Raw genomic sequence first — 24,572 nt, 5'->3', positions numbered from 1 at the left:
CGGCGCGCCCCCCGGGCGCCGTGGCATCATCGCAAGGCGGCGAGAGGAGGAGAGGTGGAGTTGCCCTCTCGCCTGCGCGGCGGAATCAGCGACCGCCTCGGGCTTCGGCGGGGCGCCTCGCGCCGCCAGGAGGCGGGGCTCTCGCGGCCCGACCGTGAAGATTCCGTCGGGGCCCATCGGGTTCAGGCTTCGAGGCACGGTGGCCATGCGCGTCTGCACCCGCCGCGCCGCAGCATGGGTTTCGTATACTACGCAGGCGCGCATCCGAGCAAGCTTCGCGCCGCGTGCGCGCGCTGGCCGCATGCTGCCGTGGCGCGGGGGTTGCGCATGGGCGCGGGTGTTGCGCCGGCGCAGGTGGTGGCCGAGGCGCTGCCTCAGGCCACGTCGGCCTTGGGCGTCCGGCGCCTCGGCGGGGGAGCGCTGGGCTTCTCGCGTGGCGTGACGATGCAGTAACGCCCTGCCTCACCCATCCTCTCGTGGACGCCCGAATCCATCGCCTCTCGCCCCGGCCTCAGCGGCGGCAGCCATCGCGACACGCTGGCGAGGCACGAGGGGCGCTCGGGAAACGGAGAGTGACGGGGGCGCGGTCGCTCCGAGGCGGCGTCGTGAGGCCGCTCCGAGGCGGCGTCGTGCGGCCGCTCCGAGGCGGCGTCGTGCGGCCGCTCGATGGCGTCGTGGGCCCGCTCCGAGGCGGCGTCGTGGGCCCGCTCCGAGGCGGCGTCGTGCGGCCGTTCGATGGCGTCGAGGGCCCGCTCCGAGAGCGATCTGGGATGCGGCCGCTCCGAGAGCGAGCCGGGATGCGGCCGCTCCGAGGGTGAGCCGAGGAGCCCCTCGATCGCGGCAGCATTCTGCGCAGGGAGCGTGCCGGATGATGCGCGCCGCTTCGCGGTCGTCGCGGCGATCCGGAGCCGGAGATCCTCGACGTGCTTCGCGAGCCGCTCCGTCTCCTCGGTGAGCCGCGTGAAATCATCGACCTGGCTTCGGCGCTCTGACATAAACGAGTCCTTTGCTGCGTCTCTTCAGCTGATCTCGACTCTCTGATTGACTTAGCTGCACGCCGCATGCCGGGCCAGCGCAGATTGTTGGAACGGAACGGACAAGGGGGAGTCGTGCGGCGTTGTAGCGATTTGTCGCAGCGTGGCAGGGCTGCCTCCACCTGTAATCGCGATGTGGGCTGTTCGCCAGCAGAGCGCGCCGGACACCCCGAGGGAAATGCCGGAGCGGACTCGGCGGCACGCTCTGTGCCGTGGCAATGCCGCATACAGGATGGATGAGCCCGTGGCGCTTCGCCGCGTCATGGCCCCTCCCGTCGCGCTCGCGGGGGCCACGGGGGCCGTGCCTCAGGGGTGGACCTGGCATGACGTGACGGCGCGCGCGGCGCTGGTTGAAGGAGCAGGCCCATGCAGAACTCGGACGTTGAATCGCTCGGCGCCCGGCTGGGGCTCCCGGCCGACGGTTTGTGGTCGTGGGTGATCGTCGCGGCGAGCGTTCCGGTCGGCTTCGCGCTCGCTCGGCTGGTTGTGGGGCTCTCTTCCGGCGCGCCGGTCCGGTCGTCGTGCGACGGACGGCGACGCCATGGGACGAAAAGACGCTCGACGCGGCAATTGGCCCCGTGACGCTTTGTCTCGGGATCATCCTGACGGCGAGCCTCGCCAAGATGACGCCGCTCGGTCAGGACCTCGTGGCCGATCTGCGGTCGCTTCTCTCGGCGCTGTTCATCGGCGGGGTCGCGTGCCTGCTCATGCGCAGGGTAGGGATCCTCACGGAGGTGCTGGACGCGCGCGCCCTGGAGCGCGCCCGCTGCGTAGCGGAACGCCACACCGCGACATCGAGGCAGAGGCGATGACGCCGGCGCGCTCATCCGGCGCATCACGGCCGCGTGAGCGCCCCGTCGCGCCCGCGTCGACCCGATGAATCAAGCGGAGCGCGGAAGGGACCTTCGCGCCCCTCCGCGCGCTCCATCGCCCGCCGCGACCCGCCTTTGCGCGGCGGTGGGCGCCGCTCGCCGGCAGGCGCAGAAAGCGGCATGTGATTTGCTGTGAACATAGAAAGATCCGGCACGTTGGCCCGTCAGCCGTCGACCGCGCGACGAGGTTTCGCCACGCCCCGGGGGGACTGGGGCGTGGCAGGTCGTCACTGCCCCTCCCGCTCTGCGCAGCTGCCTGCGCGGGAATCCAGGAGCAACACGCCATGAATTGGGTCATCAGGATCACGCGGATCGGCGGAATCGATGTCGTTGCGCACGCGGCGTTCGGCCTGCTCATCCCGATCGGGGCGCTCCAGTGGGGAGCGCGGCACGGCGGGAGCGGCGCGCTCTTCGGCTGCGCGCTGGGGGCGGCGTTGTTCGCGTGCGTGGCGCTGCAGGCGCTCGTGCACGGGATCGTGGCGCGGCAGCTCGGGCTCCGGCTGAGCGAGGTGCTGCTCTCACCGATCGGCGCGATCGCGAGGCGCTCGCGGCCCGATGCGGGGTGGGCGCAGAGCGGCGCCCTCGGCCTCGCGGCGAATTTCGCGCTGGCGGTGCTCCTCTTTGTGGCCGCCGGGGCCCAGCACGGGGCGGAGGAGCTGCGGTGGGCGTCGGTCCTGCAGGCGGCGGAGGCGCCCTCGCGCGAGACGGCGGTCGTGTGGATCGCCAGCGCGAACCTCGGGATCGCGCTGCTCGGCCTGTTCCCCGCGCTGCCGCTCGAGGGGGGGCGGGTGCTGCGCGAGGCGCTGTCGCCGCTCACCGGCGCCTGGCTCGCGACGTCGATGGCGGCGACGATCGGGCAGGCGACGGCGGCCTTGCTGTTCTTCATCGCGCTCATCGGCGGTCAGCTCCTCATCGCGGTGCTGTCGGCGCTCCTCTTCCTGGGAGCGCGGCGGGAGTGGAGCGCGGCGCAGGCGGTGATGGCGCCTGTCGCGTCGTCCGAGGCGCGCGAGGGCAGGGCGGTCCAGCTGTGGCCCGGCGAGCTCGTGCGCGACGCCGCGCGGCGCATGCTCGCGAGCCAGGAGCCCGACTTCCCGGTGGTCTACGAGGATCGCGTGATCGGGATCGTGACGCGCACGGATGTGATGCGCGCGCTCGCTGCCGGCGAGGAGGGGTCGTTCATCGCCTGGATCATGCGCTGCGACGTGCCGCGGGTGGCGGCGGACGTGTCGCTCGACGAGGTGGGGCGGAAGATGGTCGAGAAGAACACGCCGGTTGTCGCGGTCTTCGACGGGGAGAGCTACCTCGGGCTCGTGAAGCACTCGGACATCGCGGGGGCGCTCACGCGGGGGCGCGGGGGGAGGCTCGGGAGGATCCGGCTGGCGGCTCAGGCGGGGTAGCTGGGGGGGCCTGCGGTTGAGCTGAGGCTTGCCGGGATCGAGTGGAGACGCCCCGCCCCCCGGAGATGGGGGCGGGGCGTCTGGGGCTCGTCGCTGAGAGGCGGAGACTCAGAGCGCCTCTCAATCGTTTCGCACGAAATTGAGCTTGAAGGAGACCACGAGCACGAGCGCGTCCTGACGGATACGCCGCTTGCCCCAGGCGACCCCGATGTGCAGCCCCTCGATCGGATCGAGGTTGGAGGGGAGACCCACTGTGTTCGTGAGCGTCTTCGTGAAGTTCCACTCAGGCTTCTTGTTCGCAAGCGCCGCGTTGACGGCCTTCATGATGGTGTGGTCGATGATCGAGGGGAGGCCGCGGATGTCAGCCTCCTCGAGCTCGACGTTGAACGCGAGGACGCTCCCCTTGTTTCTCTCGATGATCTCGGGGGAAATCAGCACCCTGAGCTCGTCGAGCTGGATGGTGGGGTTCACGCCCGCGATGGACCACTTCAGCTCCGCAGGACATGTGACGCGCAGGCCCATGTCCTCGACCAGGTTGATGTGGGTCGCCTTGCCCAGGTAGAGCCAGCGGTCGGTCTTTTCGTCGTCGTCCAGGTGGATCTTCACAGGGAGGAACTCGCCCAGCACCTGGACGAGATCCTCCCTCGTGATGATGGCTTCGAGCCACACGGCTTACGCCTCAGCTCAGGTGGTGACCGCTCTCGCCGCCCTGGGCTCGCCCGCCCTCGGTGCCGTAATGCGAGTTCCCGGCTTCGGACGACGAGACCGCGCCCTTCACCGCGTCGACGGCGCCGTCGACCTTGTCGTGGGCCGTGCGCTCGGCCTGCTCGACCCCGCGGGTCGCCTGGCGCTTCAGGCCGTCGAGGTGGTTCAGGATGTCGCGGCGCAGCGCCTCGCCGGACTTCGGCGAGAGCAGCATGGCCACGCCCGCGCCCACCGCGACGCCGGCGCCGAAGAACGCGAGCGTCGTGAGCGGGCTCCGCTTGCGCGCCAGGCCGACCCAGCCAAGCACGTCGTCGACGCCGAGCGCCCCGACGGTCGCGGCGATCCCGGCGGCCGCCTTCGCGACGTCGAACGCGGTCATCTTCGCCGTCGTCGCGACGACACCCGCGCCGCCAGCCGCCGCCTCGTACACACCCTTCGCAGTCCCAACCGCGTCATTCAGTCTCGCCATGGCTCTCGTCTCCTTGTGACGGACATGACGTCCGCCGGTTCGTGAGCGGATGCATTGCAGGCCCCGGACCAACCCCCGGATCGCGCTGCACGGCCCGCTTACCCCCGCAGCCGCGCCCCTCACCGTGACGCCTCCGTGACGAAATGCCACATCTGTCGTGACGCGCCGCCCCAGTCCGCCCCAGCGCCGCGCCGCCGCGCCGTCGCAAACGTAAGATGTGAACTCAGGATCTGAAGCAGCGCTGCGTCACGCGCAGCGCGCGGCGACCGGCAGGGTCATCCGGGCGAGGAGGGCTCTCTGGCCTCGAGCTTCGGCCAGGTGAAACGGAAGGTGGCGCCGGCGCCGACGGCGGACTCGACCCACGCGCGCGCGCCCTTGCTCTGGACGATCTTCTGCACGACCGACAGGCCGATGCCCGTGCCCTCGACCTTGTCACGCGCCTTCAGCGTCTGGAAGATGCCCCAGATCCGGTCGTGGTACTCGGGCGCGATGCCCGAGCCGTTGTCGGAGACCGAGAACTCCCAGAACGGGCCGGCGTCCCGCGCGCTGAGCCGGACCTCCGGATCGGCGCGCCCCGCGTGCTTCAGCGCGTTGCTGATGAGGTTCAGGAACGTCTGCTGGAGCGGCGCGCGCTCGGTGACGAGGACCGGCATGTCGGGGGCGATCTCCACCCGCATCTCCGGTGGGGGCGCGAGCAGCTCGACGATCTCCCGGAGGAGCTTGCCGACGTCGATCGTCTCGGGCTTCTCGCGGACGCGGCCCGCCCGCGAGTAGCTCAGGATCCCGTCGATGAGGTTCTCCAGCCGGTGGACGCGCCCGCGGAGCAGATCGAGCTGCTTCCGGCTCTCCGCCGTCATCTTGTCGTTCAGATCCTCCTCGATCCACTGCGAGAGGTTGGCGATGCCCCGCAGCGGCGCCTTGAGGTCGTGGCTCGTGACGTACGCGAACTGGTCGAGCTCCTTGTTGCTGCGCTCCAGCGCCTGGACGAGCCGCTGCCGCTCCTCCTCGGCCCGCTTCTGATCGTCGATGTCCGTGTACGTGCCGAACCAGCGCACGATGCGGCCCGACCCGTCGCGCGCCGCGACCGCCCGGCCGATGAACCAGCGGTAGACCCCGTCCGCCCGCCGGAGCCGGCACTGGCTCTCGTACGACTCGCCCGTGCGGAGCGCCTGCCGCCACGCCTCGATCGCCGGCTCGTGCTCCTCGGGGTGGATGATCCGGCTCCAGCCCTCGCCCCCCGTGTCCTCGGCCGTCAGCCCCGTGTAGTCGTACCAGCGCTGGTTGAAGTACTCGTGATGGCCGTCCGGGCGGTTGGTCCACACGAGCTGCGGCATCGTCTCGGCGAGCAGCCGGAACTGCGCCTCGCTGTGCTTCAGCTCCTCCGCGAGCGTCTCGACCTCCTTGCGCACCGTGACCTCGCGCTCGAAGAGCAGCGCGTTGTCGACGCTGAGGGCGGCGCGCCGGGCGAGCTCCTCGGCGAACTGCACGTCCGCCTTCGTGTAGCGCCTGCCCGACTCCGCGTGCGCGAGCGTGATCGCGCCGAGGACGCGCCCGCGCGCCGCCAGCGGCACGACAAGGTACGACCGGAGGCCGAGCTGGCGCGCCATCCGGAGGTGCCCCTCGTCCCGCGCGTTCTCGACGATCAACGCGTCCGGGATGTCGTGGGCCCACTCGGTCTCGCCGGTCCGGAGCACCTTCGGCACCCCGCGGCTCGCCCCGGGATCGACCGGGTACCTCTCCTCGATCTGCCGGACGAGCGTCACCTTGTCGGGGTCGGTGTGCTGGACGGCGACGCGCTGGATGACGCCGTCCTGCGCCTGGATGTCCACCGCGCACCAGTCGGCGAGGAGCGGGACGACGAGCCGGGCGAGCTGCCCGAGCGTCACGCGGAAATCGAGCGACGAGGAGAGGATCTCGCCCGCGCCTGCGAACAGGCTGACGTTGGCCTCGGCGCGCTTGCGCTCGCTGATGTCGAGCACGTAGGTGAGGTTGCGCCGCTGCGTCTCGATGCGGGCGGAGCCGACGAGGACCGCCACGCGCTTGCCGTCCTTGCGGATGTACTCCTTCTCGAACTGCTTCGTGGCCCCGTGGACGCTCAGCTCGTGGACCGCGTCGCGATGCACGTGCTCGTACTCCGGGGGGGAGAGCAGCTGCCAGGTGAGCAAGCCCGCCTTGAGGTCCTCGCGGGTGTAGCCGACCATCGAGAGGAAGCAGTCGTTCGCCTCGATCACGCGCCCTTCGTAGTCGCTGAAGAGCAGGCCCATCATGCTGGTGTCCATGATGCGCCGGAACACCTCGTCGCTCGCCTGGCGCTCCAGCTGGCGGAGCGCCGCCTCCTGCCGCTTGATCTGCTCGGCCCTGCGGTGCAGCTCGACGAAGACGGCCACCTTGGCGCGGAGGATGTCGGGATTGAACGGCTTGACGACATAATCGACCGCGCCCTCGCGGTAGCCGCGATACAGTCGATCCTCGTCCTCCGGCAGCCCCGAGATGAAGATAATCGGCGTGTGCCTCGCCTGATCGAGCCCCCTCACGCGAGCGGCCGTCTCGAAGCCGTCGATACCGCGCATCTTCACGTCCATGAGGATCAGCGCGAACTCCTCGCGGGTGAGGTGTTCGAGCGCCTCCTCGCCGGATTGCGCGGTGACGAGCCGCTGGCGCAGCGAATCGAGCACGGCCTCGAGGGCGAGGAGGTTCGGGCGGTGATCGTCGACGAGCAGAATGCTCGCGACGGGCTCGGAAGGCGTGGAGGGGAGGGGGGCGCCAGGCGGGAGAGGGGCCTTCTTCTCGTAAGGGCTCAGCCCTGGCCTTCTGTCGGGCATAACGATGACGGTTAACGGCGCCCGGACCGTCTGGCAAGCGAAAGCGGCGCTCGCACGGCAGCGGCCGATTCTCCAGCATCCCAGCCACCGTGTCGCACCGCGCCGCGCGGCGCCGGGACCCGCGCGCCACGCTGTGGCGATCCGGCACGCGCGGCGAGCGGAGCGACAGGCGCCGGCGTCGCGATGCGCCGCGGCAGCCGGCCGCGCGTGGCTGGCATGGGGCCTGCTGGATGTGCCGCCGAGGGAGCACCTATGCGATTCGGATTCAAGCTGGCTTCGTTCGTCGGCGCGCTTGGCGGAGCGCTCGTGGGCGCGCTGCCGCCGTCGCCGGCGAACGCGGCCGACGGAGCGGGGCTCTACGCGCTCCCGCCGGGCCGGTCCGACGCGTCGGTGCGCGCCGCGATCCAGGCGGCGGAGCCGCCCGCGACGTCTCGAAGGGCGTTCGTGGCGCTGGTCGGGCGCACGATGGTGGCCGCCTTCGCGCCGCCTCCGGCCGAGATGCGCGTGGCGCCCCTCGTGAGCCGAGGCGGCGGCGGCGGGCTCGGCCTCGTGCTGCCCATGTGCGAAGAGGGCTGTTCGCGTTACGCGTCGCGCGGAGTGCTCCTCGTCACGCAAAGGATGCCCGACTCGCCGATGGCCTGGCTCGCTGCGGTGAGCAACCGCGGCGCGCACTCGCCCGAGGGGCCGCCCGGCCTCGCGGCCCTGCGGGAGGAGGCCCGCAGCGCGCGCGCAAAGGTGCCTCAGGAGGAGGAGAGCGCGCTGCCCGAGTAGGCGCGCGGCGAAGCGGCGAGCGCGCGTCCGCGGGGAGCCCGCCTGTCGACCGCGACCGCCGAGCTGGCCTGAGGGGGAACAGCCGAGTCGGCGCAACACGAAGCTCGCGCGACGGCGGCAGGCGGGCAGCCCCTCCCGGAGAGCGGAGTCGGCGGACTCAGCAGCTCACGGTGAGACGGTGGTAGACGCGACCGCGTCGTGGAGGGCGCGAAACATCGCCGCGAGCTTCTCCGGCTGGTAGCTGGCGTTGAGCCCGCTCGGATTCGGCAGCACCCAGAGCCTCGTCGCTTCGAGCGTCTCCGGCTGCGGGCCGGGCGCGGCGCGGGGCCTGCCGAAGGCGCTCCGGTAGGCGCCGATCCCGAGCACGGCCAGGAAGCGGGGGCGGTAGCGCCGCACCTTGGCCGCGAGCCGTTGCCCCCCGGCGGCGAGCTCGTCGGCGGACAGCTCATCGGCCGATGCGGTCGCTCGCTCGACCACATTGGTGATCCCATAACCGAGCTTCAGCAACTCGCGCTCTTCGGAGGGAGCGAGCACGCGATCGGTGAACCCGCCGGCGTGCAGCGCCGGCCAGAACCGGTTGCCGGGGCGGGCGAAGTTGTGCCCGACGGCGGCCGTGTAGAGGCCCGGGTTGATGCCGCAGAAGAGGACGCGGAGGTCGGGGCCGATGACGTCCGGCACCGTCGTGCCGGTGGCGGCGAGGAGCTCTTCGCGGGTGGGCCTTCGAGGTCGGGGAGGGGTGGGCACGGGCTTTCCGGGCGGGCGCAGCGCGCCGTGGGCCGCAGCTTACGACGGGGCGCGAGGGGAGAGCGCGGCTGTCGGCTGGGCGAGGCGGATCGGCTCTGGACGGGGACGGTACAGCGGATACCGTCGTGTCTTCCCCGATGCTGGCGCGCTCGCTCGGTCTGCTCACGGCGCTCCTCGCGGCCGCCTGCGCGCTCGCGCCCGAGCCGGCCCCTGCGCGCGGCGCTGCGGGGGCCGCTCGGTCTGCGCAGGTTGCGCGTGTGTCGAGCGTGTCGGGTGTGTCGGGCGCGGCAGGCGCGGCGCCGGCGGGGGCTCGCTATGTCCAGGGGCTCGCGGACGGCGTGTTCCGCGTGACGCACGGCGGACCGGACGCGGCCGTCGTGGACCGCGTCGTCGCGGCCGGCGCGCGGCTCGAGCTCGGCGGGGGCGGGCGGGTCGTCGCGGCGGCGTGGGAGCCCGATCTGTGGGCGTCCGGCGATCCGGTCGTCGGGTCGCTCGCGGTCGCGCCCCACCTCGGCGGGGGCTTCCTGCACTGGACCCGGCGCAGGGCGTTCCGGTCGCGCGGCTTCACGGGGCCGCTCGCGGAGGTGGCGATCGGCGGCGGCGCCCGCGCCGTGCGGGGCGCCCGGAACGGCCTGCGCGGCGTCGTGGTCTTCACGGAGCAGGGGCCGCGGGCGCTCCTGCCGGGCGAGGATCGCGGCCGGGCGCTCGATGCGCCGGCGATCCACGATCTCGCCGCGCTGGACGCGGCGCGCGCGGCGCGCCTCGACGTCTTCGGCCGCGCGGCGACGACCGTGGACGGCGGCAGGACATGGAGCGATGTCGGCCGGCGGATCGGCCTCGCCTCGCGCGGCCTCGTCGTCGCGCCGGACGCGCTCTGGCTCGGCACGGCGCTCGGGCGTGTGGCCGTGCTGCCGGACGGGTCGCTCGGGCGCCCCGACGGCGATCTCCGCGCGATGTCGCCGGGCGGCTCGTTCCAGCTGCTCTTCGCGGGCCCCCGGGCCGGCGGGCGCGGGGAGCTGGCCGTCGAGGAGCTCGCGCCGCTCGACGCGGCCGTCTCCGCCGGCGCGCTCCTGCCGGACGGGACGGCGCTCGGGGTGTTGGAGGGCGGGGTCGCGCGGATCGACGCGCGCACGGGGGCGACGCGCGAGCGGCTCGCCGGCTGGTTTCCGGACGGGCTGGACTGCGCCCCGATGCGCGCGGAGGACGGGCTGCTCTTCCTGTGCGCGTGGGACGACTACGAGGGCTACGGCAGCTACGTCCTGCGCTCGGAGCGCGGCGAGGCGCCGCGGGTGGAGCGCGCCTTCAGCGACGAGGGGTTCTTCGTGGCCGATGACGGCGGCGCGCTCGGCTACGTCGGCGGCTGCGCGGCGTCTCCGCGGCTCGTGAGCGACGAGGAGCGCGATCGCCGTTACGGAGCGGTCGTGGTTTCGCCGAGGATCTGCGTGCGGCGCGGCGCGGGCGCGTGGGTGGAGCACGCGGTCGAGATCGGCGGGGCGGAGGCGCTGGTCGGTTGGGCGCCGCGTCGGGACGGGAGCGCTGTCGCGCTGCTGCAGGGCGAGCGCGACGCGCTGCCGGCGCCGGTCGGCGCGCCGCTGGGCCGCGACGAGGGGGGCGTGCGGGTCGTGCAGCTGCGCGGGCATCTCCCCGGCTGGTACTGGACGCCGCCTCCGCGGGACGGGGCGCGGGTGCTCGTCGACCGGCGCTTCCGTGCGCGCGAGGACGGCGGGGTCGACGGGTGGCTGTCGTCGGTCGAGTGGCCCGATCCCGTCAGGCAAGCGAGCCTGGGCGTCTCGATCGCGGCGGACGGGGGGATCGAGGGGCACGCCTTGCCGCCGGATCCGGCGGGGATGGTGGTGACCGGCGATCACGGCGTGCTCGTCACGCGCGGCGCGGAGCTCCACGAGACGCTCGATCACGGCCGGACGTGGCGCGCTGCGGGGCGCTCGCCGGTGCCCCCGTCGTCGTTCCAGGGCGCGTGCTCCGCGCTCGGCTGCGCGCTGGCCGGCGTGGTGCGGCTCGGCTGGGGCGCGGGCGAGGTGTCGCCGGACGTCGCCCCCGCGCCGGGCCCCGGCTGCGGGGCTGCGGAGGCGAGCGGGGCGGGCGCGGCGGCTTGCCCGAGCGGAGGCGGCCGGCCGCAGGAGACGACGGCGGGGCTGCCGGTGCTGTCGTGTGCGCCGGTCGGCCTGCCGGCGCCGCTCCCGCAGGCGGCGCCCGCGGCCGGCGCGGAGCGATGGACCGTGTCGACGCCGTACGGCGAGACGCTGGAGATCGTCGCTGACGCGCCGGCGCCCGAGCGCGCCACGCGGCCGGCCGAGGAGGCGCCGCCGGTCGAGGAGGCGGCGCCGGGGAAGGGCGGCCCGAAGGCCGCGGCGCCGCGGACGCACAGCGCGCTGTTTCGCCCTCCGTTCGACCTGCGCGGCGAGGTGCTGCGGCTGAACGCGACCGAGCTCGCGCCGAGCGGCAGGCGCGGCGCGCAGCGGGCCACCTCGGTGCCGCTGCTCGCCGCGGGCGGCGAGACGGCGCTGCTCGTCCTCGCCGACGTGGGCGAGCTGCTGCTCGGCCCCGGGGGCGCGCGGGCGCTCCCGGTGTTCGAGCCGCGCCGGAGCCCTGCGGACGCCTCCGCGGGGCGGGCCCCCGGTCTGCTGCTCGGCCCGGGCCGCGCCCTCGTGCTCGGCGAGCACCGGCGCCGCGCGGCCATCGAGGAGCACACGCCGGAGCCCTGGCAGCCCGCGCGCATCGTGGGGCTCGACCGCGAGGAGCTGCGGGGCCGGCCGATGGCGCTGGCCCGGCGCGACGACGGCGAGACCGGCGTGCTGGTGCTCGACGGCCCGGCCCCCGAGACCGCAGGGGCCGCGGTGCTCGACCGCACGGCCGCGACGGCGGGCGAGGTGGTCGCGCTCGCGCCCTGGTCGACGCTGACCGCCGCGAGCGACGCGCGCTGCCGCGCCATGCGGGGCGCGTGGCGCGCGCTCGTGGCGCTCGATCCGGAGGGCGCGCTGCGCCTCGATCGGAGGGCGTTGCCCGCGATCGCCCCCGGGGACCAGGGCATCGCGCAGGTACGCTGGGGGCGCGAGCGCGTCTGCCTCGAAGCGCTGCACCTCGCGGTCGCCGACTCGCGGCGGCGCGGCGAGGCGGCGGTGGGCGCGGCGCTGATCGCGCGGTGGACGGCGCCGCGCGGGCAGGGGAGCGGGGAGGGAGGCGGAGAAGGTGTGCTGCGGACCGCGTCGACGATGCAGCGCCTGACGTGCGCTGCGGGCGCCCGGCCGGGCGGCGAGTGAGGCGCGGGGCCGCCGCTCCGCGCCCCCCGGGCGCGCTCTCCCGCGCGCTCGGCCGGCTATCGCTCGTCGCCGCGCCGGCGCTCGCGGCCTGCGGGGCGGCCGCGTCGGCGCCCGCGCCGCCCGGCGCACCCGAGCCGCATCGCCGCGCCCCCGCCGTCGTCGCGCTCGGCCCTGCCCGGTACGTCGCGCCGCCGGCGCAGGGCCTCGTCGAGCGCGTGGTCGTCGACGGCGAGGAGGTCGGCAGGGCGGTCGTCAACGGCCAGCGCGTCGAGCTGCACGGCCTCGAGCGGATCGAGCCGCTCGGCGCAGACGGCCTGGAGCTCGCCGGCGGCGCAGCGTTCCCCGCCTGGGCTCAGGCCAGCGCGCCGACCGGGCCGCGCTACGTGTTCTGGAGCGGCGGCGAGATCTACACGGCGGCCACGTTTGCCGGGGAGCTCCGCAGGCTCGCGACCCTGCCGGGCAGCGTCGCCGGCGTGTTCCCGTGGCTCGACGGCATCGGCCTGATCACGTCGGTCGGGAGCTTCGTCGTCCAGGGCGCGAGCGGCGCGCTGCGGCCGCTCGGCCTGCCGTCCCTCGTCGCGGCCGCGGCCGCCGGCGAGCGCCGCGCGCTCGGCCTCACCGTCTTCGGGCGCGCGCTCCTCACGCTGGACGCGGGCGCTTCCTACCGCGACGTCACCGCGGAGCTCGGCGGCGCGATCGCGCTCGATGTCCGCGGCGAGGAGATCGTCGTCTCGCTCCTCGGCGGCCTCGAGCGCGCCGTCGATCCGAGCGGCCGCCTCGGCGAGCCCCGCGCCCCGCGCGCGCGGCCGCCGGCCGGCGTCGACTCCGGGTGGCTCCCCGGCGCCCCCTTCGAGCAGCTCGCGGGCGCCGTGGCCTCGGGCCTGCCGCTCGCCGACGGGGGGGCGGTGATCGCCGCGGATGGCTCCATCGGCCGCATCGATCTCGCGACCGGTCGCGCCTCGTCCGTCGCGCCGTTGCCGCCCGGCAGCGGCCAGTGCGCGCCGTTTCGCGCGAGCGACGCGCTGCTCGCCGTCTGCGCCGGCCCGGATCGCGCGAGCGTCGTGGACGTCGCCAGCGACGCGCGCGCGCCGCGCGCGCTCCGGATCGAGCGCGCGTTCGAGCTCCGGCCCGAGCCGGAGCGGGAGGCCGGTCGCTTCGTCGGCGTGGACGGCGAGGCGCTCGGTTACCTCGGGCCGTGCGAGGGGCTGCCGAAGCCGTGGCTCGACCTCCGCGCGATCTCGAGCGCGGCGTTCGCCGGCGACCCGGCGCCGCGGAGCGCTGTGTTCTGCGTGCGGAGCGGGCCTCTCGTCTGGGTCGAGCACCGCCTCGATCCGGCGGACGCGACCGACGTGCTCGCGTGGATCCCGCGCGGCGGCGGGGGCGCGGTCGCCCTCGTCGCGCGATCGGGCTCGTTCCTGCCGGACGGCGAGCGCGTCGAGGTGCGCGGCGCGCTCCGCGTCGTGCGGATCGCGCGCGGCGAGCCGCCGCTCGTCCTGCCCGCGTACGGCGACCGGCGGCCGGAGCTGCTCTCGCGCGCGCTCGCCGTGCTCGCGGGCGGCGCCATCGAGGGCTGGCTCCCCGTGCAAGGCGCGGCCCGGCTCGCGCCGATCGCGATCGACGCCGCCGGCCGGCTGCGCCGCCTCCCGCTGCCGGCGCGCGCGAGCTCGATCGAGGCGTCGGGCCCGTTCGCGCTCGTCGAGGCGGAGGACGGCAGGCTCTTCGAGACGATCGATCGCGGGAGGCGGTGGGCGCCCGTCGCGCCGCCGCCGGGCAGCGCGGCGGCCGGGCTCGCGGGCTGCTCCGCGGTGGGATGCCGCCTCGGCCCGTTCCTCCGGCTCGGGTGGGCGTCGGCCGCGAGCGGCGGCGGGGAGCGCGGGGCGTCGTTGCCCGATGCGGCTGCGGCGGAGCGGTCCGCCGGGCGTCCGCGGCGCGAGCGCGACGGGTCGGCGCGGCCGCCGGTCCCGCCGCCCATCGCGCGGCTCGCCTGCAGCTTTGCGGGGCCGATCGCCGCCGCGCGCGTGCCGGAGTCGTACGGCTTCGGCGCCGTGGCCGCGCCGCCCCTGCGCGCGACGAGCCCGCTGCGGCTCGGCACCCTCGGGGTGCTGACGCTGCCGTCGTTCGGCGGCGCGCAGCCGGCGGCCTTCGCCGACGCGGAGCTCGCCTGGATCGCCCCGCTCGATCTGCGCGCCGAGATCCGCCGCGCGACCGTGCCGCTCGCGAGCGCCGGGCTGCCCCAGCTCGCGTACCGGCCCTACGAGGCGCAGGTCGGGCTCGTGATCGATCGCGACGGCCGCGTGGCCCCCGTCGCGGTCGGCCCGAAGGAGGCGTGCCTCGCCGGCCTGCTGGACGCCGCGCGCGTGACGCGGCCGATCGGCGGCTGCGTCCCCCGGCTCTCGGTCGGCGTCGACCTCGGCGATCGCGCGGTGCTCCTCAGCCCCGGGTACGACGGCCTCGCGGTGAGCGCCGTCGACCTGCGCGGAGAGGCGGGGTCCGCGCGCGGGGCGTCGACGAGCGCGCGATCCGGGGGCAGCGGGCCGCCGCCGGCGCTCCGGGAGCTCCACCGGCAGCGCTCGGGGCGGGCGGCGGCGCAGCAGGCGCGCTTCGCCTTCGGCGCGGGCGTGCGCGCGGGCGCGCCGGTCGCCGTGGCGGTCGCCGGCGACGGCGGCGCGGTGCTCTCGCCTGTCGAGCCCGAGCTCGGCGAGCTGGGCCCCGAGGAGGCGCTCGCGCCGCTCGGCGAGCTCATCGCGGGCAGCGAGCCGTCGTGCGCGCCGCGCCGCGGGGAGGCGCGCGTGGTCCTGCCGTTCGATACGGAGATCGGCCTCGCGCCCGGCGCGTTGCCGGGGATCGCCGAGGCCGGGACGGCCGGCGTCGCGGTGATCCGGTGGTCGCGCGATCGCGCGTGCCTCGACGCCGTGGAGCTCACCGTGCGGGACGAGCGCTACGAGGTCGACCTCGGCTTCTACGAGCCGCCCGGCGTCGTGAAGAAGCTCGTCGCGCGCTTCGCGGGGCCGCCGCCCGCGGCCTCGCTCGGCGCGCGCGGCGGGCCGAGCCCCGCGCCCGCGCGGCGGGGCGAGCCGGCGCAGGGAGCTGGTGGAGGTACGCTCGTGCTCGTCCAGCACGGCCAGGAGGTGCGGCAGCCGGTGCAGTGCAAGGCGGTCGTGAGGGGGCGCTGAGGCGAGCGCGCGTGCTCGCGATCGGCTCGGCCTTGGCGCGCGGCGGCGGAGCGAGCCGCCTCACGCGGGTCCAGGCGGCGCTCGCTGCGCCCGGGCGGTCCGGGCCAGGAGCGCGCTGCGGCGTTCGCTCGGATCGTTTACAGTGCGCCGCCTGAGCCCCGCGGAGGGCGCTGGAGGCGCTTGAAGATGGAACGGCAGAGCGAGCCCAGAGCGATGTTCCCCCGGTCCGCACGGGAGCGCGTCGAGCGCGCGGCCCTCGCCCGGCGGATCGGCGGTGTCCGGGGCGCGAAGCTCGCCGCCGGCGCGCTCTGCTGACGCCGCGGCGCTCGCTCCTGCGCCGCGCCGCCGTCGCCGCGAAGCCCTCCCGCGCAGGCGTCCTGCTCGGGCTCGCCCTCGCCGCTGCCTGCAGCGCCGCCCCGGAGCGCGCTCCGCGGCGGGCCGGTCCCCCGGCCTCCGCGCTCTCCGACGCGCCGCCGCTCGCTCCGGCGCGTTACGTGCTCACCGAGGGCGTCGGGGTCCTCTTCGACGCCGCCGCCGCGTCCGGCGAAGGCTCGCCCGCGCCCGGCCGGCAACCGGCGCTCCACGAAGGGATCCGCGTGCGCCTCGAGGGCGGCGTCGTGCTCGGCGCCGCGCCCGCGTCCGAGCTGCTCCGCGGGTTCCGGTCGATCCCGGCGCGCCTCGGGGGTGGGTTCGTCCTGTGGTCCGAGGGCCGCGTCTACCGCGCCAGCGACTTCCTCGGCGCGCTCGCGCCCATCGCCGACGTCGGCGCCCCCGGCGGCGCCCGGCCGTACCTCGACGCGATCCTCCTGCGCAGCGATCGGGGGCTCCTCGAGATCGACCCGTCCACGCTCGCCCTTCGCCGCTTCGGCGCCGCGGGCGTGGTCGACGCCGTGGCCGTCGACGCGCGGCGCGCGGCGCGCCTCGACCTGCTCGGCCGCGCCTCGGTCACGCTCGACGGGGGCGCCACCTGGATCGACGTGCTCGAGACCCACGGGCTCGCCACGACGCTCCTCGCGGAGGGGGGCGGGGAGGTCGCGCTGCTCGGCCCCTCGGGCGGCGCTGCGCTCCGCGTGACCGCCGCCGGCCTCGTGCCTGCCACGCCCGCTCCGCCGCGCGACAGCCCGAGCCCGTCGCTCCACCTCCCGCTGGCGCGGGACCCGCCGCGCGAGGCCTCCTCGGGCCGCGCGCTCGCCCCGGAGGCGCTCGCGCTGGCTGCGGCCACCGGCGCCCTCCTCCCGGGCGGCAGGCTGCTCGTCGCCCGCCACGGCGACCTCGCCGTGCTCGCCGCGGCGACGGCCCAGCCCATCGCCGACGCGGCGATCGAGGGCCTGGACCCGCGCTATGCGCGCTGCCAGCCGTTCCGGGCAGGCGAGGACGTCCTGCTCGCGTGCGCGCACGAGGCCGCCCAGGTGCTACGGCTCGAGACGACGCTCGCCGCGCCGCGGCTGGAGGCCACCTTCCCGCCCCGCGGCCGCGACCCCGATCCGATCGCGCCCTCGCGGGGGACGTTCGTCGGCGACGATCGAGGTCGCCTCGCCTTCTCTGGCCGGTGCGGCAGCGCGCCTCCCGGGATCCACGACTTCCAGGAGAGCCCGGACGGCGCCGACTCGCCGGACGGCGAGCGGTCGCCCTGGCCTTCTGCGCTGCCGCTGCCGGACGAGCCGCGCGCCATCGCGGAGCGCGGCTCGTCCGGCAGCGGCGTGCTCGCCGAGGAGCACGCCGCGCGCGTGTGCGTGCGCACCGGCGGCGGCCGCTGGGTCGAGCGCCGGATCGAGGGCGAGGATGCCGCCCGCCTCTACCGCTGGATCGCCGGCGAGCGCGGGACCGTGACCGCGCTCGTGCTGGCGGCGCCGAGGGGGCCGGGAACGCGGACCGCCGAGGAGGAAGCGCCGCGACCGTGGAGCGCCGGGGACGAGGAAGCGCCGCGCACGTCGCCTCCCGTCTCGCGCGGCCGCGAGCCCCGTCCCGCGAGCCCATCCGAGGGCGTCCGCGTGATCCGCGTGCGCGAGCGCGACCCGGCGCTCGCCGGCGGCGTCTTCCCGGCGCTTGCCGACCCCGCCTCGCCGCGCCTCGTCGACACCGACTTCTGGGAGGACGACGACGGCGCCGTGCGCGGCTGGCTCCACCTGCCCGACGCGGCCGGCGGCGCCTCCCCGGACCACGCGGCGCTGCCGGCGGAAGGCGCGCCCGGGCCCGCCGCGCGCCTCCTCTCGCGCCGCCGCGGCGGCCGCATCGCCGGCCTGCGCATCGACGCGCGCGGCGGCACCACCGTCTATCCCCTCCCGGCCGCCGTCGCGCACGTCGTCGCCGGCGGCCGGTTCGCGCTCGCCGCCACCGGCGACGACCCGCCGGGCTACTTCGAGTCGACCGACGGCGGCCGCTCGTGGCGCCCCGTCGAGGGCCCTCCCGCTCGCCAGATCGAGCCTCCGCTCGACGAGGGCACCCCCTTCGCCTGCTCTCCGATCGGCTGCGCGATGGGCGATCACGGCCTCGTCCGCCTCGGCTGGGGCAGCCCTCCGCCGCCGCCGCGCAGCGCGCCGCCGCCCTACACCCCCGCGGCGAGCCCCGCGCCCCGGACCGCCCCTCCGCCGCTCGTCTCTTGCCGTCTCGACGGCGACCCTCCGTCCTTCCCGCCCCCTGCCGCCCTCCCGGCGGCGCGCCCCCCGGCTCGTCCCGCTCCGGGCCGCGCCCCCCGCGTCGCGCTCGCAGCGCCGGGCGCCTCCGCGGCGGCCCGGCTCTTCGGCGGCGCGCCCCCGGCCGTCTCGCTGTGGACCGCCCCGTTCTCCCCCCTGGGCACGCTCCGCGACGGCGTCTTCACCGCCAGCGTGCTCGATCCGTTCGCGACCGCCGCCGCGCCGCGCCGCCTGTCCCTCCGCGACCGCTCGCTCGCCGCGGCCTCCGGCGCCGCCGTCCCCGTGTTGCTCGCGCCCGGCGCCGGAGCGCCCGTGGAGCTGCTGCTGCTCTTCGACGCCAGCGGACCGCAGGGGCGGCGCGGCCTCCGCGTGCGCGCGGGCGCCGCGCCCCCGGCGCTGCTGCCGTTTGACCACGCCGGCACGATCGCCGCCGCGGCCGAGCTGCCGGGCGGCGACCTGCTCGCCTTCGACGCCGGCAAGCGGAGCCTCCTCCTCGTCACCCGGCGGGCCACCCTCCCGGTCGCCGGGCTCGCGCCTGTCCCCGACGTCGCGGGCGCCCGGCTCACCCTCGGCCGGCGGCTCGACGCCCCTGGCCTCGCGCTCGTCGGCTACTCGGTCGCCTCGGGGGAGGTGGTCGCCGGGCCGCTCGACGTCGCCCGGGGTCAGGTCGGCCCCCTCGAGCCGCTCGGATCCCTCGCGTCGCTCGCCGAGATCGGCGCCGGCGACTGCGGCGGCGCTCGGCCGTCCCACCGGTTCATCGCCGAGCTGCCCGTCACGCTGCGGGTGGCGTCGAGGAGCGGGACCCCGCTGCTCGAGGAGGACGCCCCCGGGGCCGCGCTGCTCGCCGGCGGCGGCGGGGCGCTGTGCGTCGAGGCGATCGAGATCCGCGCCGCTGCCCGGGGCGCGCAGGACCTCGGCGCGGTGTTCGGCCCCGGCGGGGCCGCGGCCCTCCGCGGCGGCGGCGCGGGGCTCCGCTGCGAGCTCCTGCCGGACCGGCCCTGATGCGCGCGGCGCGTTCCCGGAAACTCCGCTCCGGCGGACCACCGTGCTAGGGTCGGCCCATGCTCGCCCTTCGATCCTTGGCCTTGCCGATGGCGGTGGCCGCGTCGATGCTCGGCCCGGTGATCGCTTGCTCCGAGCGGCCTACGAGCTTTCCCGACCGCGACGGCGTCATCGCCGCCCAGGCCGAGTGGTGCGCCGCGCTCGCCAAGCTCCAGCGCGCCGGCGCGTCCTGGGAGCACCTCAACGCGTGCAAGGCCGCCTACCCGACCTCCTCGCCCACCTATCTCCGTGCGATGACGAGCTGCTTCTCGCGGCGGATGGAGGCCTCCACCGAGAGCTCGCCTGACCGGAGCCAGATCATCCTCGAGTGCAACGACGAGGTGGCCGTCAAGATCAACCCGGACGAGCCGACGGCGAAGCCCGTCATCGACTCCCGCTGCGCGCGCATGGCCCGCTGCGAGAAGATCCCCGTCGCAGACTGCAAGACCGCGTTCAGCAAGCTCGAGACGGCCCAGCGCGCGATGTTCACCTCGATCTACAACGGCGCCGGCCGCTACGAGATCATCGACTGCCTCGACAACGCGAGCTGCACCGACAACGAGGAGGCGGGCCGCCAGGCCTGTTACAAGCCCACCTCCGACGACCTGCTCTGGTTCCCGGACTGAGCCCGCGCCGCCGGCCCTCTCGTCCGCGCCTCGTTTCCAAGAAATCCCTGGTAGCGTGCTGCGCATGCGAACCGCCCGACCTCGAACCGGTCACCTCTCTCAGCCCGGCGCGCGACGTCAGCGCGCCGAGCGTTCTCACGCCCGCCCCGCCCACGCCCGCGCCGGAGCGGCGCGCCGCCTCGCCGGCGGCGGCCGCGGGCTCCTGCTCGCCGGCGGCGGCCGCGGGCTCCTGCTCGCGCGCGTCGTCGCGGCCGCGCTCGCCCTGATCGGGGCGTGGTTGCCCGCGACCGCGGCGCACGCGGCGGGCACCGTCACCATCGCCGATCGCGCGCCCAAGGAGGACGGCGGCCGCTGGAAGCTCAAGATGACGATCAACTACGGAGGGACGCCGCACCTCTCGCACATCCCGATGCTGTTCTCGTTCACGCCGACGGTGCACTACGAGCGAGCGCTCACCGACCAGTCGCCCGAGAAGCCGATCCTGAACCGCATCCCGCTCCAGAACCAGCAGTCGATCAACGAGAGCATGGACGTCGGCTTCTCCGACGGCAGCGGCAAGGTCTTCTCGATCACCAAGTTCGACTTCGTCCTTCGCCGCGATCGCGGCTTCGAGGCCGGCGAGTACGACCTCGTGATCAAGCGCGCGAGCGACGGCGTGCAGATGGGGCAGAGGCAGAAGATCACCCTGAAGGGCGACAACGAGATCATCGATCGCCGCGCGATCGTCTTCACCGGCGAGAAGAAGAAGAAGGACAAGGCGGACAGCGCCGGCGCCGAGACCGAGAAGAGCGACGGGGCCGAGGAGGAGCAGGCGTCCGACGCCGAGCCCGCGTCCGACCCCGCGGAGGCGCCCTCCGACGCCGAGATCCCGCCCGACGAGGCGCCGCCCCCGGTCTCGCCGAAGCAGGGCGGCTGCGGCTGCCGGCTCTCGCCCGAGGAGGCCTCGACGCCCCTCGCCTTGCCGCTCGTCGCCCTGGGCGCGGCGGCCGCGCTCGCTCGAAGGCGCCGCGCGCGCCGCGGCTAGCGTCGCACGCCGCGGTCGGGCGCACGCCGCGATCGGTCGCAGCGCGCGCCGAGCACCCGTGCCTGCGCCGGCAGCCTGGGCGGACGGGTCTCTGTGAGACAGCCTCTGCGCTGGACGGCGCGCGCGGCCTCGGCCCGCGGCGCCCCCAACCTCGCGATCGCCCTTGCAGGGACCACCCGAGCCCGCAGACAATCCTCTGCCGACGCCGCCTGCCCGCGACTCCCTCGCGGGCCCGCCGTCCCAATCCAATCGATGAGCTCCCTAGTCCCTGCCCACCAGCACCCCCTGCTGTACGCGGTCTTCGTGCGCGTCTGGCTCCATGAGCTCTCGCGCGCCGCCAAGGCCAGGGTGACGCTCGCCAGCGTGCCCGACGCGGCGCTCGACCGGCTCGCCGCGCTCGGCGTCGACTACGTGTACCTGATGGGCGTCTGGACGCTCGGCCAGGAGGGCTCGCGCCTCTCGCTCACGCACCCCGACCTGCGCGCCGAGTACGACCGCGTGCTGCCGGACTGGACCGAGGCCGACGTGGCCGGCTCCCCGTTCGCCGTCGCGCGGTACGAGGTGAGCCCCGCGTTCGGCGGCGACGCCGCGCTCGCGGATCTGCGCCGGCGCCTCGCGGCGCGCGGCATCGGGATCCTCCTTGACTTCGTCCCCAACCACGTCGCGCGCGACCACCACTGGGTCAAGGAGAAGCCCGAGTGCTTCGTCGTCGGCGACGACGGCGCCCCGCTCAGCGGGCGCGACCCCTACATCCCGCCGTGGCCCGACACCGCCCAGCTCGACTACCGCCTCGCGGCGACGCGCGCCGCCTCCACCGAGGCGCTCCGCAGCGTCGCCTCGCGCTGCGACGGCGTCCGCTGCGACATGGCCATGCTCGTGCTCGACGACGTCTTCCGGCACACGTGGGCCAAGCGGCCGCCCGCAGCGCGACAGGCCGAGGCCACCGGCGAGTTCTGGGCGGAGGCCATCGACGCCGTCCGCCGCGACCACCCGAGCTTCGTCTTCATCGCCGAGGCGTTCTGGGATCTCGAGTGGCGGCTGCAGATGCTCGGGTTCGACTACACCTTCGACAAGAGCCTTTACGATCGGCTGAGCCACGCCTCCGCGTCCTCGGTCCGCGGCCACCTCGCGGCCACGCCCGACTACCAGCGGCGGAGCGTCCGCTTCATCGAGCACCACGACGAGCCGCGCATCGCGGCCGTGCTCCCGCCCGACCGGCGCCGGGCCGCGGAGTTCATCGCCGCGACGGTGCCCGGCATGCGGTTCATCCACCACGGCCAGCTCGAGGGGCGCACGGTGCGCGCCTCGCTGCACCTCGCCCGCGCCCCCGAGGAGCCGGTCGATCAGGCGTGCCTCGCCTTCCACGAGCGGCTCCTCGCCGCGGTGCGTCGTCCCATCCTGCGCACCGGGAGCTTCGCCACGCTCACCCCGCGCGGCCCGGGCGCCGACGCGTTCGTCGCCTACCGGTGGGAGCCGCTCCCGGCCTGCGGCGCGCCCCGCAGCGCGGCGCCGCTCGTGGCGGTGGTCAACTTCGCCCCGTCGCGCAGCGGGTGCCGCATCCCGCTCGACATGGCCGGCATCGCCGGCCGCAAGGTCCTGCTCGTCGACCTCATGACCGGCAACGAGCACCCGCGCGACGGCGACGAGCTCGTCGATCTGTCGCGCGGCCTCGGCGTCGAGCTCCCCGCGTACGGCACCCACCTCTTCGAGATCCGGCGCTGAGCGGCCGGCGCGCCCGGGTCGCTCCGAGCTTGGAGGTCCTCATGTCGGATGCCGGCGCGGCCGCGCCTCTCCGCCTCATCACCATCCCTTTCAGCCACTACTGCGAGAAGGCGCGGTGGGCGCTCGACCGCGCCGGCGTGCCGTACCGCGAGGACGCCTACCTCCCGCTCGCCCACGCGCTCCCGGCGCTGCGCGCGGGCGGGCGCCGCTCCGTGCCGGTGCTCGTCACGCGGGCGGGAGTGCTCGGCGACTCGACCGACATCCTGCGCTACGCCGACGCGTTCGTCCCGTCGGAGCACGCGCTCTTCCTCGGCGAGCCCGGCGCGCGCCGGGCCGAGGTCGAGGCGCTCGAGGAGCGCTTCGACCGCGAGCTCGGCCCCGCCGCCCGCCGCGTCGCGTATTTTCATCTCCTGCCCGACGAGGAGGCCGCCTTCGCCTTGATGAGCGGCTCGTTCCGCTCGCTCGAGGGCGCCGGCGCGGCGCCGCGCTTCTGGCTCGGGCGCGGCGCCTTTCGCGCCTACTTTCCTGTCGCGCGCGCGGTCATGAAGCGCGCGATGCGCATCGACGCCGTCGGCGCCGACCGCTCGCGGGGGAAGATCCGCGCGGTCTTCGACGCGGTGAACGAGCGCCTGCGCGACGGGCGTCCGTTCCTCGTCGGCGACCGGTTCTCGGCCGCCGATCTCGCGTTCGCCGCGCTCGCCGCGCCGCTGCTCGTGCCCGAGCGCCACCCGGTGCCCCTCCCGCCGCCCGGCGCGCTGCCGTCCGGCCTCCGCGACCTCGTCGCGTCGCTCCGCGACGAGCCGGCCGGCGCGTTCGTCCAGCGCCTGTACCGCGAGCAGCGGCACCGGAAGGCCGGGCTTCACGCCGGCGGGTGACGCACGGCGCCGCCGCCGCGCTCACCCGCGCGCCGGCCTGCCCGCGCTCACCCGCGCGCCGGCCTGCCCGCGCTCACCCGCGCGCCGGCACGCTCGCGAGCAGGTCCCGCACCGCCGGCCCTGCCTTCAGCGGCTCGCGATGCGCCCCGAAGTGCCGCGCGTGATCCCGGACCGCCCCGAGCGCCGCCTCGGGGGCGAGGCCGTGCCGGGCGCGCAGCCACGCCGCCAGCACGATGCCCGCGCGGCCCGCGCCGGAGGCGCAGTGCACAACGATGGGCGCGCCGCCTGCCTCCGCGCGCCGGAGCGCGACGAGCGCCTGCTCCAGCGCGTCGGGCGAGGGGATCGCGCCCCCCTCGAGCGGCACGTGCGTCACCCGGAGGAACTCGCGCTGGTAGCGGCCGAGGAGCGGGATCCGGTGGAGCGCCAGCTCCCCTTCATCGAGCAGGCACAGCACCTCGCGCATGCCGTGCCGGGCCATGAAGCCGAGCCACGCCTCGATGGGGCCGTCGCTCGGATCGGGCTGCTGCGCGGCGCCCGGCGTCGGGGCCACGGACGAGCGGATCCCGGAGGCCGACCAGAGCGCCATCCCGAAGCCGGGGCGCTCCGCGCCGTGCACGACCCTGTCGAGCGGCGACGCGGACGCGAAGTTGAAGGGGACCGGCGTCGACTGCTCGCGCTCGCTCCGGTAGAAGAGCTCGAACTCCGCGACGGACGCCTCGAGCTCGGGGTCGTCGATCGAGCCCGGCCGCGCGCGCCGCACCTCGTTGATGGCCTCGGCCGGCGACCGGCCCAGCGACACGAGGCGGCACGCGAGCACCACCCCGGTGCGCCCGATGCCGCCCTCTCCGTGCACGACGATCGGCCGCGGCGCCCGGTCGAGGAACGCCACGGCGCGCAGGAGGTCCACGCTCGGGATGCGCGTGAAGTCCGCGAGCGGGCAGTGCAGGTGGACGAGCGAGCCGAGCGCGTGCGGCGGAGGCGCCCGCCGCGAGAGCGACACCATGCTGCGGAAGCCGAGCTCCGCGAGCTCCTCGACAGCCCGCGGCGCGTGGGGGTACGCCATGCCGGCGAGCTCGCCGGGGATGACGAAGGAGAAATGTTCGAGCTCACTCATGGCCGCCGCCTGGCGCGCACAGGGTCGTGGCCTGCGCCTCGCGGTAGGGGCTCTGCCCGCATCGGCCCTGGAGGTCGCAGCTCGCCCTGTCCCCCGTCGCCTCCTCGCGGATCGACGCGGCAGGGCGCTGCTCCGGGCCGTCGCGCATCGGTTGCGCGCTGCGTCCTCGGGCGAGCGAGGCGCCGGGCGGGGCGGAGGCGGCGAGGCTGCGGACCGCCGGGAGCGTGGGCCTGGGCGCGAGAGCATTCCTCATGGTGGGTCCGCATTGTAAC

Annotated in this window: 19 protein-coding genes; 12 read left to right on the top strand and 7 right to left on the bottom strand. The window is 75.7% G+C overall.

What is annotated here, in order from left to right:
* Positions 1-374: 374 nt before the first annotated feature.
* Positions 375-995 (bottom strand): hypothetical protein, encoded by a 621-nt coding sequence (locus tag WMF28_RS25585; RefSeq protein WP_437595932.1) that lies wholly within the window; start codon positions 993-995, stop codon positions 375-377.
* A 405-nt stretch (positions 996-1,400) separates the two neighbouring features.
* Between WMF28_RS25585 and WMF28_RS25580 the strand changes: the two genes are divergently transcribed.
* The 3 genes from WMF28_RS25580 to WMF28_RS25570 all read left to right on the top strand — a co-directional run bounded on the left by WMF28_RS25580 (position 1,401) and on the right by WMF28_RS25570 (position 3,303).
* Entirely contained in the window at positions 1,401-1,616 is a 216-nt protein-coding gene (locus WMF28_RS25580) for a hypothetical protein (protein WP_437595930.1), read from the top strand.
* Positions 1,613-1,846 carry a hypothetical protein gene (locus WMF28_RS25575; protein ID WP_437595929.1) on the top strand — a complete coding sequence of 78 codons (234 nt, stop codon included), beginning with the start codon at positions 1,613-1,615 and terminating at the stop codon, positions 1,844-1,846. Before WMF28_RS25580 ends, WMF28_RS25575 begins: the two co-directional genes overlap by 4 nt.
* A gap of 344 nt (positions 1,847-2,190) precedes the next feature.
* Positions 2,191-3,303, top strand: coding sequence for a CBS domain-containing protein (locus tag WMF28_RS25570; protein WP_437595928.1), 1,113 nt, complete (start codon positions 2,191-2,193; stop codon positions 3,301-3,303).
* 120 nt (positions 3,304-3,423) lie between these two features.
* Here WMF28_RS25570 and WMF28_RS25565 read toward each other — a convergent pair whose 3' ends face one another.
* The 3 genes from WMF28_RS25565 to WMF28_RS25555 all read right to left on the bottom strand — a co-directional run bounded on the left by WMF28_RS25565 (position 3,424) and on the right by WMF28_RS25555 (position 7,299).
* Positions 3,424-3,972 (bottom strand): hypothetical protein, encoded by a 549-nt coding sequence (locus WMF28_RS25565; RefSeq protein WP_437595927.1) that lies wholly within the window; start codon positions 3,970-3,972, stop codon positions 3,424-3,426.
* A gap of 10 nt (positions 3,973-3,982) precedes the next feature.
* Positions 3,983-4,477: a YtxH domain-containing protein gene (locus WMF28_RS25560; RefSeq protein WP_437595926.1), complete on the bottom strand. Its 495-nt coding sequence runs from the start codon at positions 4,475-4,477 to the stop codon at positions 3,983-3,985.
* 275 nt (positions 4,478-4,752) lie between these two features.
* Positions 4,753-7,299: a PAS domain S-box protein gene (locus WMF28_RS25555; protein WP_437595924.1), complete on the bottom strand. Its 2,547-nt coding sequence runs from the start codon at positions 7,297-7,299 to the stop codon at positions 4,753-4,755.
* A 252-nt stretch (positions 7,300-7,551) separates the two neighbouring features.
* On the opposite strand from WMF28_RS25555, the gene WMF28_RS25550 reads away from it, so the two are divergent.
* Entirely contained in the window at positions 7,552-8,070 is a 519-nt protein-coding gene (locus tag WMF28_RS25550; RefSeq protein WP_437595923.1) for a hypothetical protein, read from the top strand.
* 165 nt (positions 8,071-8,235) lie between these two features.
* On the opposite strand, the gene mug is transcribed toward WMF28_RS25550, so the two are convergent.
* A complete protein-coding gene (mug, locus tag WMF28_RS25545; protein ID WP_437604311.1) occupies positions 8,236-8,748 on the bottom strand; it encodes a G/U mismatch-specific DNA glycosylase in 513 nt (170 codons plus the stop codon).
* Between the two features lie 191 nt (positions 8,749-8,939).
* Here mug and WMF28_RS25540 point away from each other — a divergent pair, with 191 nt between their 5' ends.
* The 8 genes from WMF28_RS25540 (at position 8,940) to WMF28_RS25505 (ending at position 23,186) form a co-directional block, all read left to right on the top strand.
* Positions 8,940-12,092, top strand: coding sequence for a hypothetical protein (locus WMF28_RS25540; protein WP_437595922.1), 3,153 nt, complete (start codon positions 8,940-8,942; stop codon positions 12,090-12,092).
* Positions 12,089-15,265, top strand: coding sequence for a hypothetical protein (locus WMF28_RS25535; RefSeq protein WP_437595921.1), 3,177 nt, complete (start codon positions 12,089-12,091; stop codon positions 15,263-15,265). The genes WMF28_RS25540 and WMF28_RS25535 overlap by 4 nt, the downstream gene beginning before the upstream one ends.
* A gap of 186 nt (positions 15,266-15,451) precedes the next feature.
* Entirely contained in the window at positions 15,452-15,580 is a 129-nt protein-coding gene (locus WMF28_RS25530; RefSeq protein WP_437595920.1) for a hypothetical protein, read from the top strand.
* A gap of 179 nt (positions 15,581-15,759) precedes the next feature.
* Positions 15,760-18,900 carry a hypothetical protein gene (locus WMF28_RS25525; protein ID WP_437595919.1) on the top strand — a complete coding sequence of 1,047 codons (3,141 nt, stop codon included), beginning with the start codon at positions 15,760-15,762 and terminating at the stop codon, positions 18,898-18,900.
* A gap of 59 nt (positions 18,901-18,959) precedes the next feature.
* The gene (locus tag WMF28_RS25520; RefSeq protein ID WP_437595918.1) at positions 18,960-19,565 is read left to right on the top strand and encodes a hypothetical protein; all 606 of its coding nucleotides are present in this window, start codon (positions 18,960-18,962) and stop codon (positions 19,563-19,565) included.
* A gap of 64 nt (positions 19,566-19,629) precedes the next feature.
* Entirely contained in the window at positions 19,630-20,589 is a 960-nt protein-coding gene (locus WMF28_RS25515; RefSeq protein ID WP_437595917.1) for an MYXO-CTERM sorting domain-containing protein, read from the top strand.
* Positions 20,590-20,841: 252 nt separating this feature from the next.
* Positions 20,842-22,311 (top strand): alpha-amylase family glycosyl hydrolase, encoded by a 1,470-nt coding sequence (locus WMF28_RS25510; protein WP_437595916.1) that lies wholly within the window; start codon positions 20,842-20,844, stop codon positions 22,309-22,311.
* Positions 22,312-22,352: 41 nt separating this feature from the next.
* The gene (locus WMF28_RS25505; RefSeq protein ID WP_437595914.1) at positions 22,353-23,186 is read left to right on the top strand and encodes a glutathione S-transferase family protein; all 834 of its coding nucleotides are present in this window, start codon (positions 22,353-22,355) and stop codon (positions 23,184-23,186) included.
* Positions 23,187-23,259: 73 nt separating this feature from the next.
* Here WMF28_RS25505 and WMF28_RS25500 read toward each other — a convergent pair whose 3' ends face one another.
* Both WMF28_RS25500 and WMF28_RS25495 read right to left on the bottom strand, forming a co-directional pair.
* Positions 23,260-24,300, bottom strand: coding sequence for a phosphatase domain-containing protein (locus WMF28_RS25500; RefSeq protein WP_437595913.1), 1,041 nt, complete (start codon positions 24,298-24,300; stop codon positions 23,260-23,262).
* Entirely contained in the window at positions 24,293-24,553 is a 261-nt protein-coding gene (locus WMF28_RS25495; RefSeq protein ID WP_437595912.1) for a hypothetical protein, read from the bottom strand. The genes WMF28_RS25500 and WMF28_RS25495 overlap by 8 nt, the downstream gene beginning before the upstream one ends.
* Between the last annotated feature and the right edge of the window lie 19 nt (positions 24,554-24,572).

This window comes from Sorangium sp. So ce590 (assembly GCF_051521365.1).
In the GTDB taxonomy this organism is placed as follows: Bacteria; Myxococcota_A; Polyangia; order Polyangiales; family Polyangiaceae; genus Sorangium.
This window is presented reverse-complemented; position numbering and strand designations above follow the sequence as displayed.

What these genes read in the sequence shown, in the direction of transcription:
- WMF28_RS25585 (WP_437595932.1), bottom strand. Translation starts at nt 995, where the DNA reads ATGTCAGAGCGCCGAAGCCAGGTCGATGATTTCACGCGGCTCACCGAG.
- WMF28_RS25580 (WP_437595930.1), top strand. Translation starts at nt 1,401, where the DNA reads ATGCAGAACTCGGACGTTGAATCGCTCGGCGCCCGGCTGGGGCTCCCG.
- WMF28_RS25570 (WP_437595928.1), top strand. Translation starts at nt 2,191, where the DNA reads ATGAATTGGGTCATCAGGATCACGCGGATCGGCGGAATCGATGTCGTT.
- WMF28_RS25560 (WP_437595926.1), bottom strand. Translation starts at nt 4,477, where the DNA reads ATGGCGAGACTGAATGACGCGGTTGGGACTGCGAAGGGTGTGTACGAG.
- WMF28_RS25555 (WP_437595924.1), bottom strand. Translation starts at nt 7,299, where the DNA reads ATGCCCGACAGAAGGCCAGGGCTGAGCCCTTACGAGAAGAAGGCCCCT.
- WMF28_RS25550 (WP_437595923.1), top strand. Translation starts at nt 7,552, where the DNA reads ATGCGATTCGGATTCAAGCTGGCTTCGTTCGTCGGCGCGCTTGGCGGA.
- WMF28_RS25530 (WP_437595920.1), top strand. Translation starts at nt 15,452, where the DNA reads ATGGAACGGCAGAGCGAGCCCAGAGCGATGTTCCCCCGGTCCGCACGG.
- WMF28_RS25520 (WP_437595918.1), top strand. Translation starts at nt 18,960, where the DNA reads ATGCTCGCCCTTCGATCCTTGGCCTTGCCGATGGCGGTGGCCGCGTCG.
- WMF28_RS25515 (WP_437595917.1), top strand. Translation starts at nt 19,630, where the DNA reads ATGCGAACCGCCCGACCTCGAACCGGTCACCTCTCTCAGCCCGGCGCG.
- WMF28_RS25510 (WP_437595916.1), top strand. Translation starts at nt 20,842, where the DNA reads ATGAGCTCCCTAGTCCCTGCCCACCAGCACCCCCTGCTGTACGCGGTC.
- WMF28_RS25505 (WP_437595914.1), top strand. Translation starts at nt 22,353, where the DNA reads ATGTCGGATGCCGGCGCGGCCGCGCCTCTCCGCCTCATCACCATCCCT.
- WMF28_RS25500 (WP_437595913.1), bottom strand. Translation starts at nt 24,300, where the DNA reads ATGAGTGAGCTCGAACATTTCTCCTTCGTCATCCCCGGCGAGCTCGCC.
- WMF28_RS25495 (WP_437595912.1), bottom strand. Translation starts at nt 24,553, where the DNA reads ATGAGGAATGCTCTCGCGCCCAGGCCCACGCTCCCGGCGGTCCGCAGC.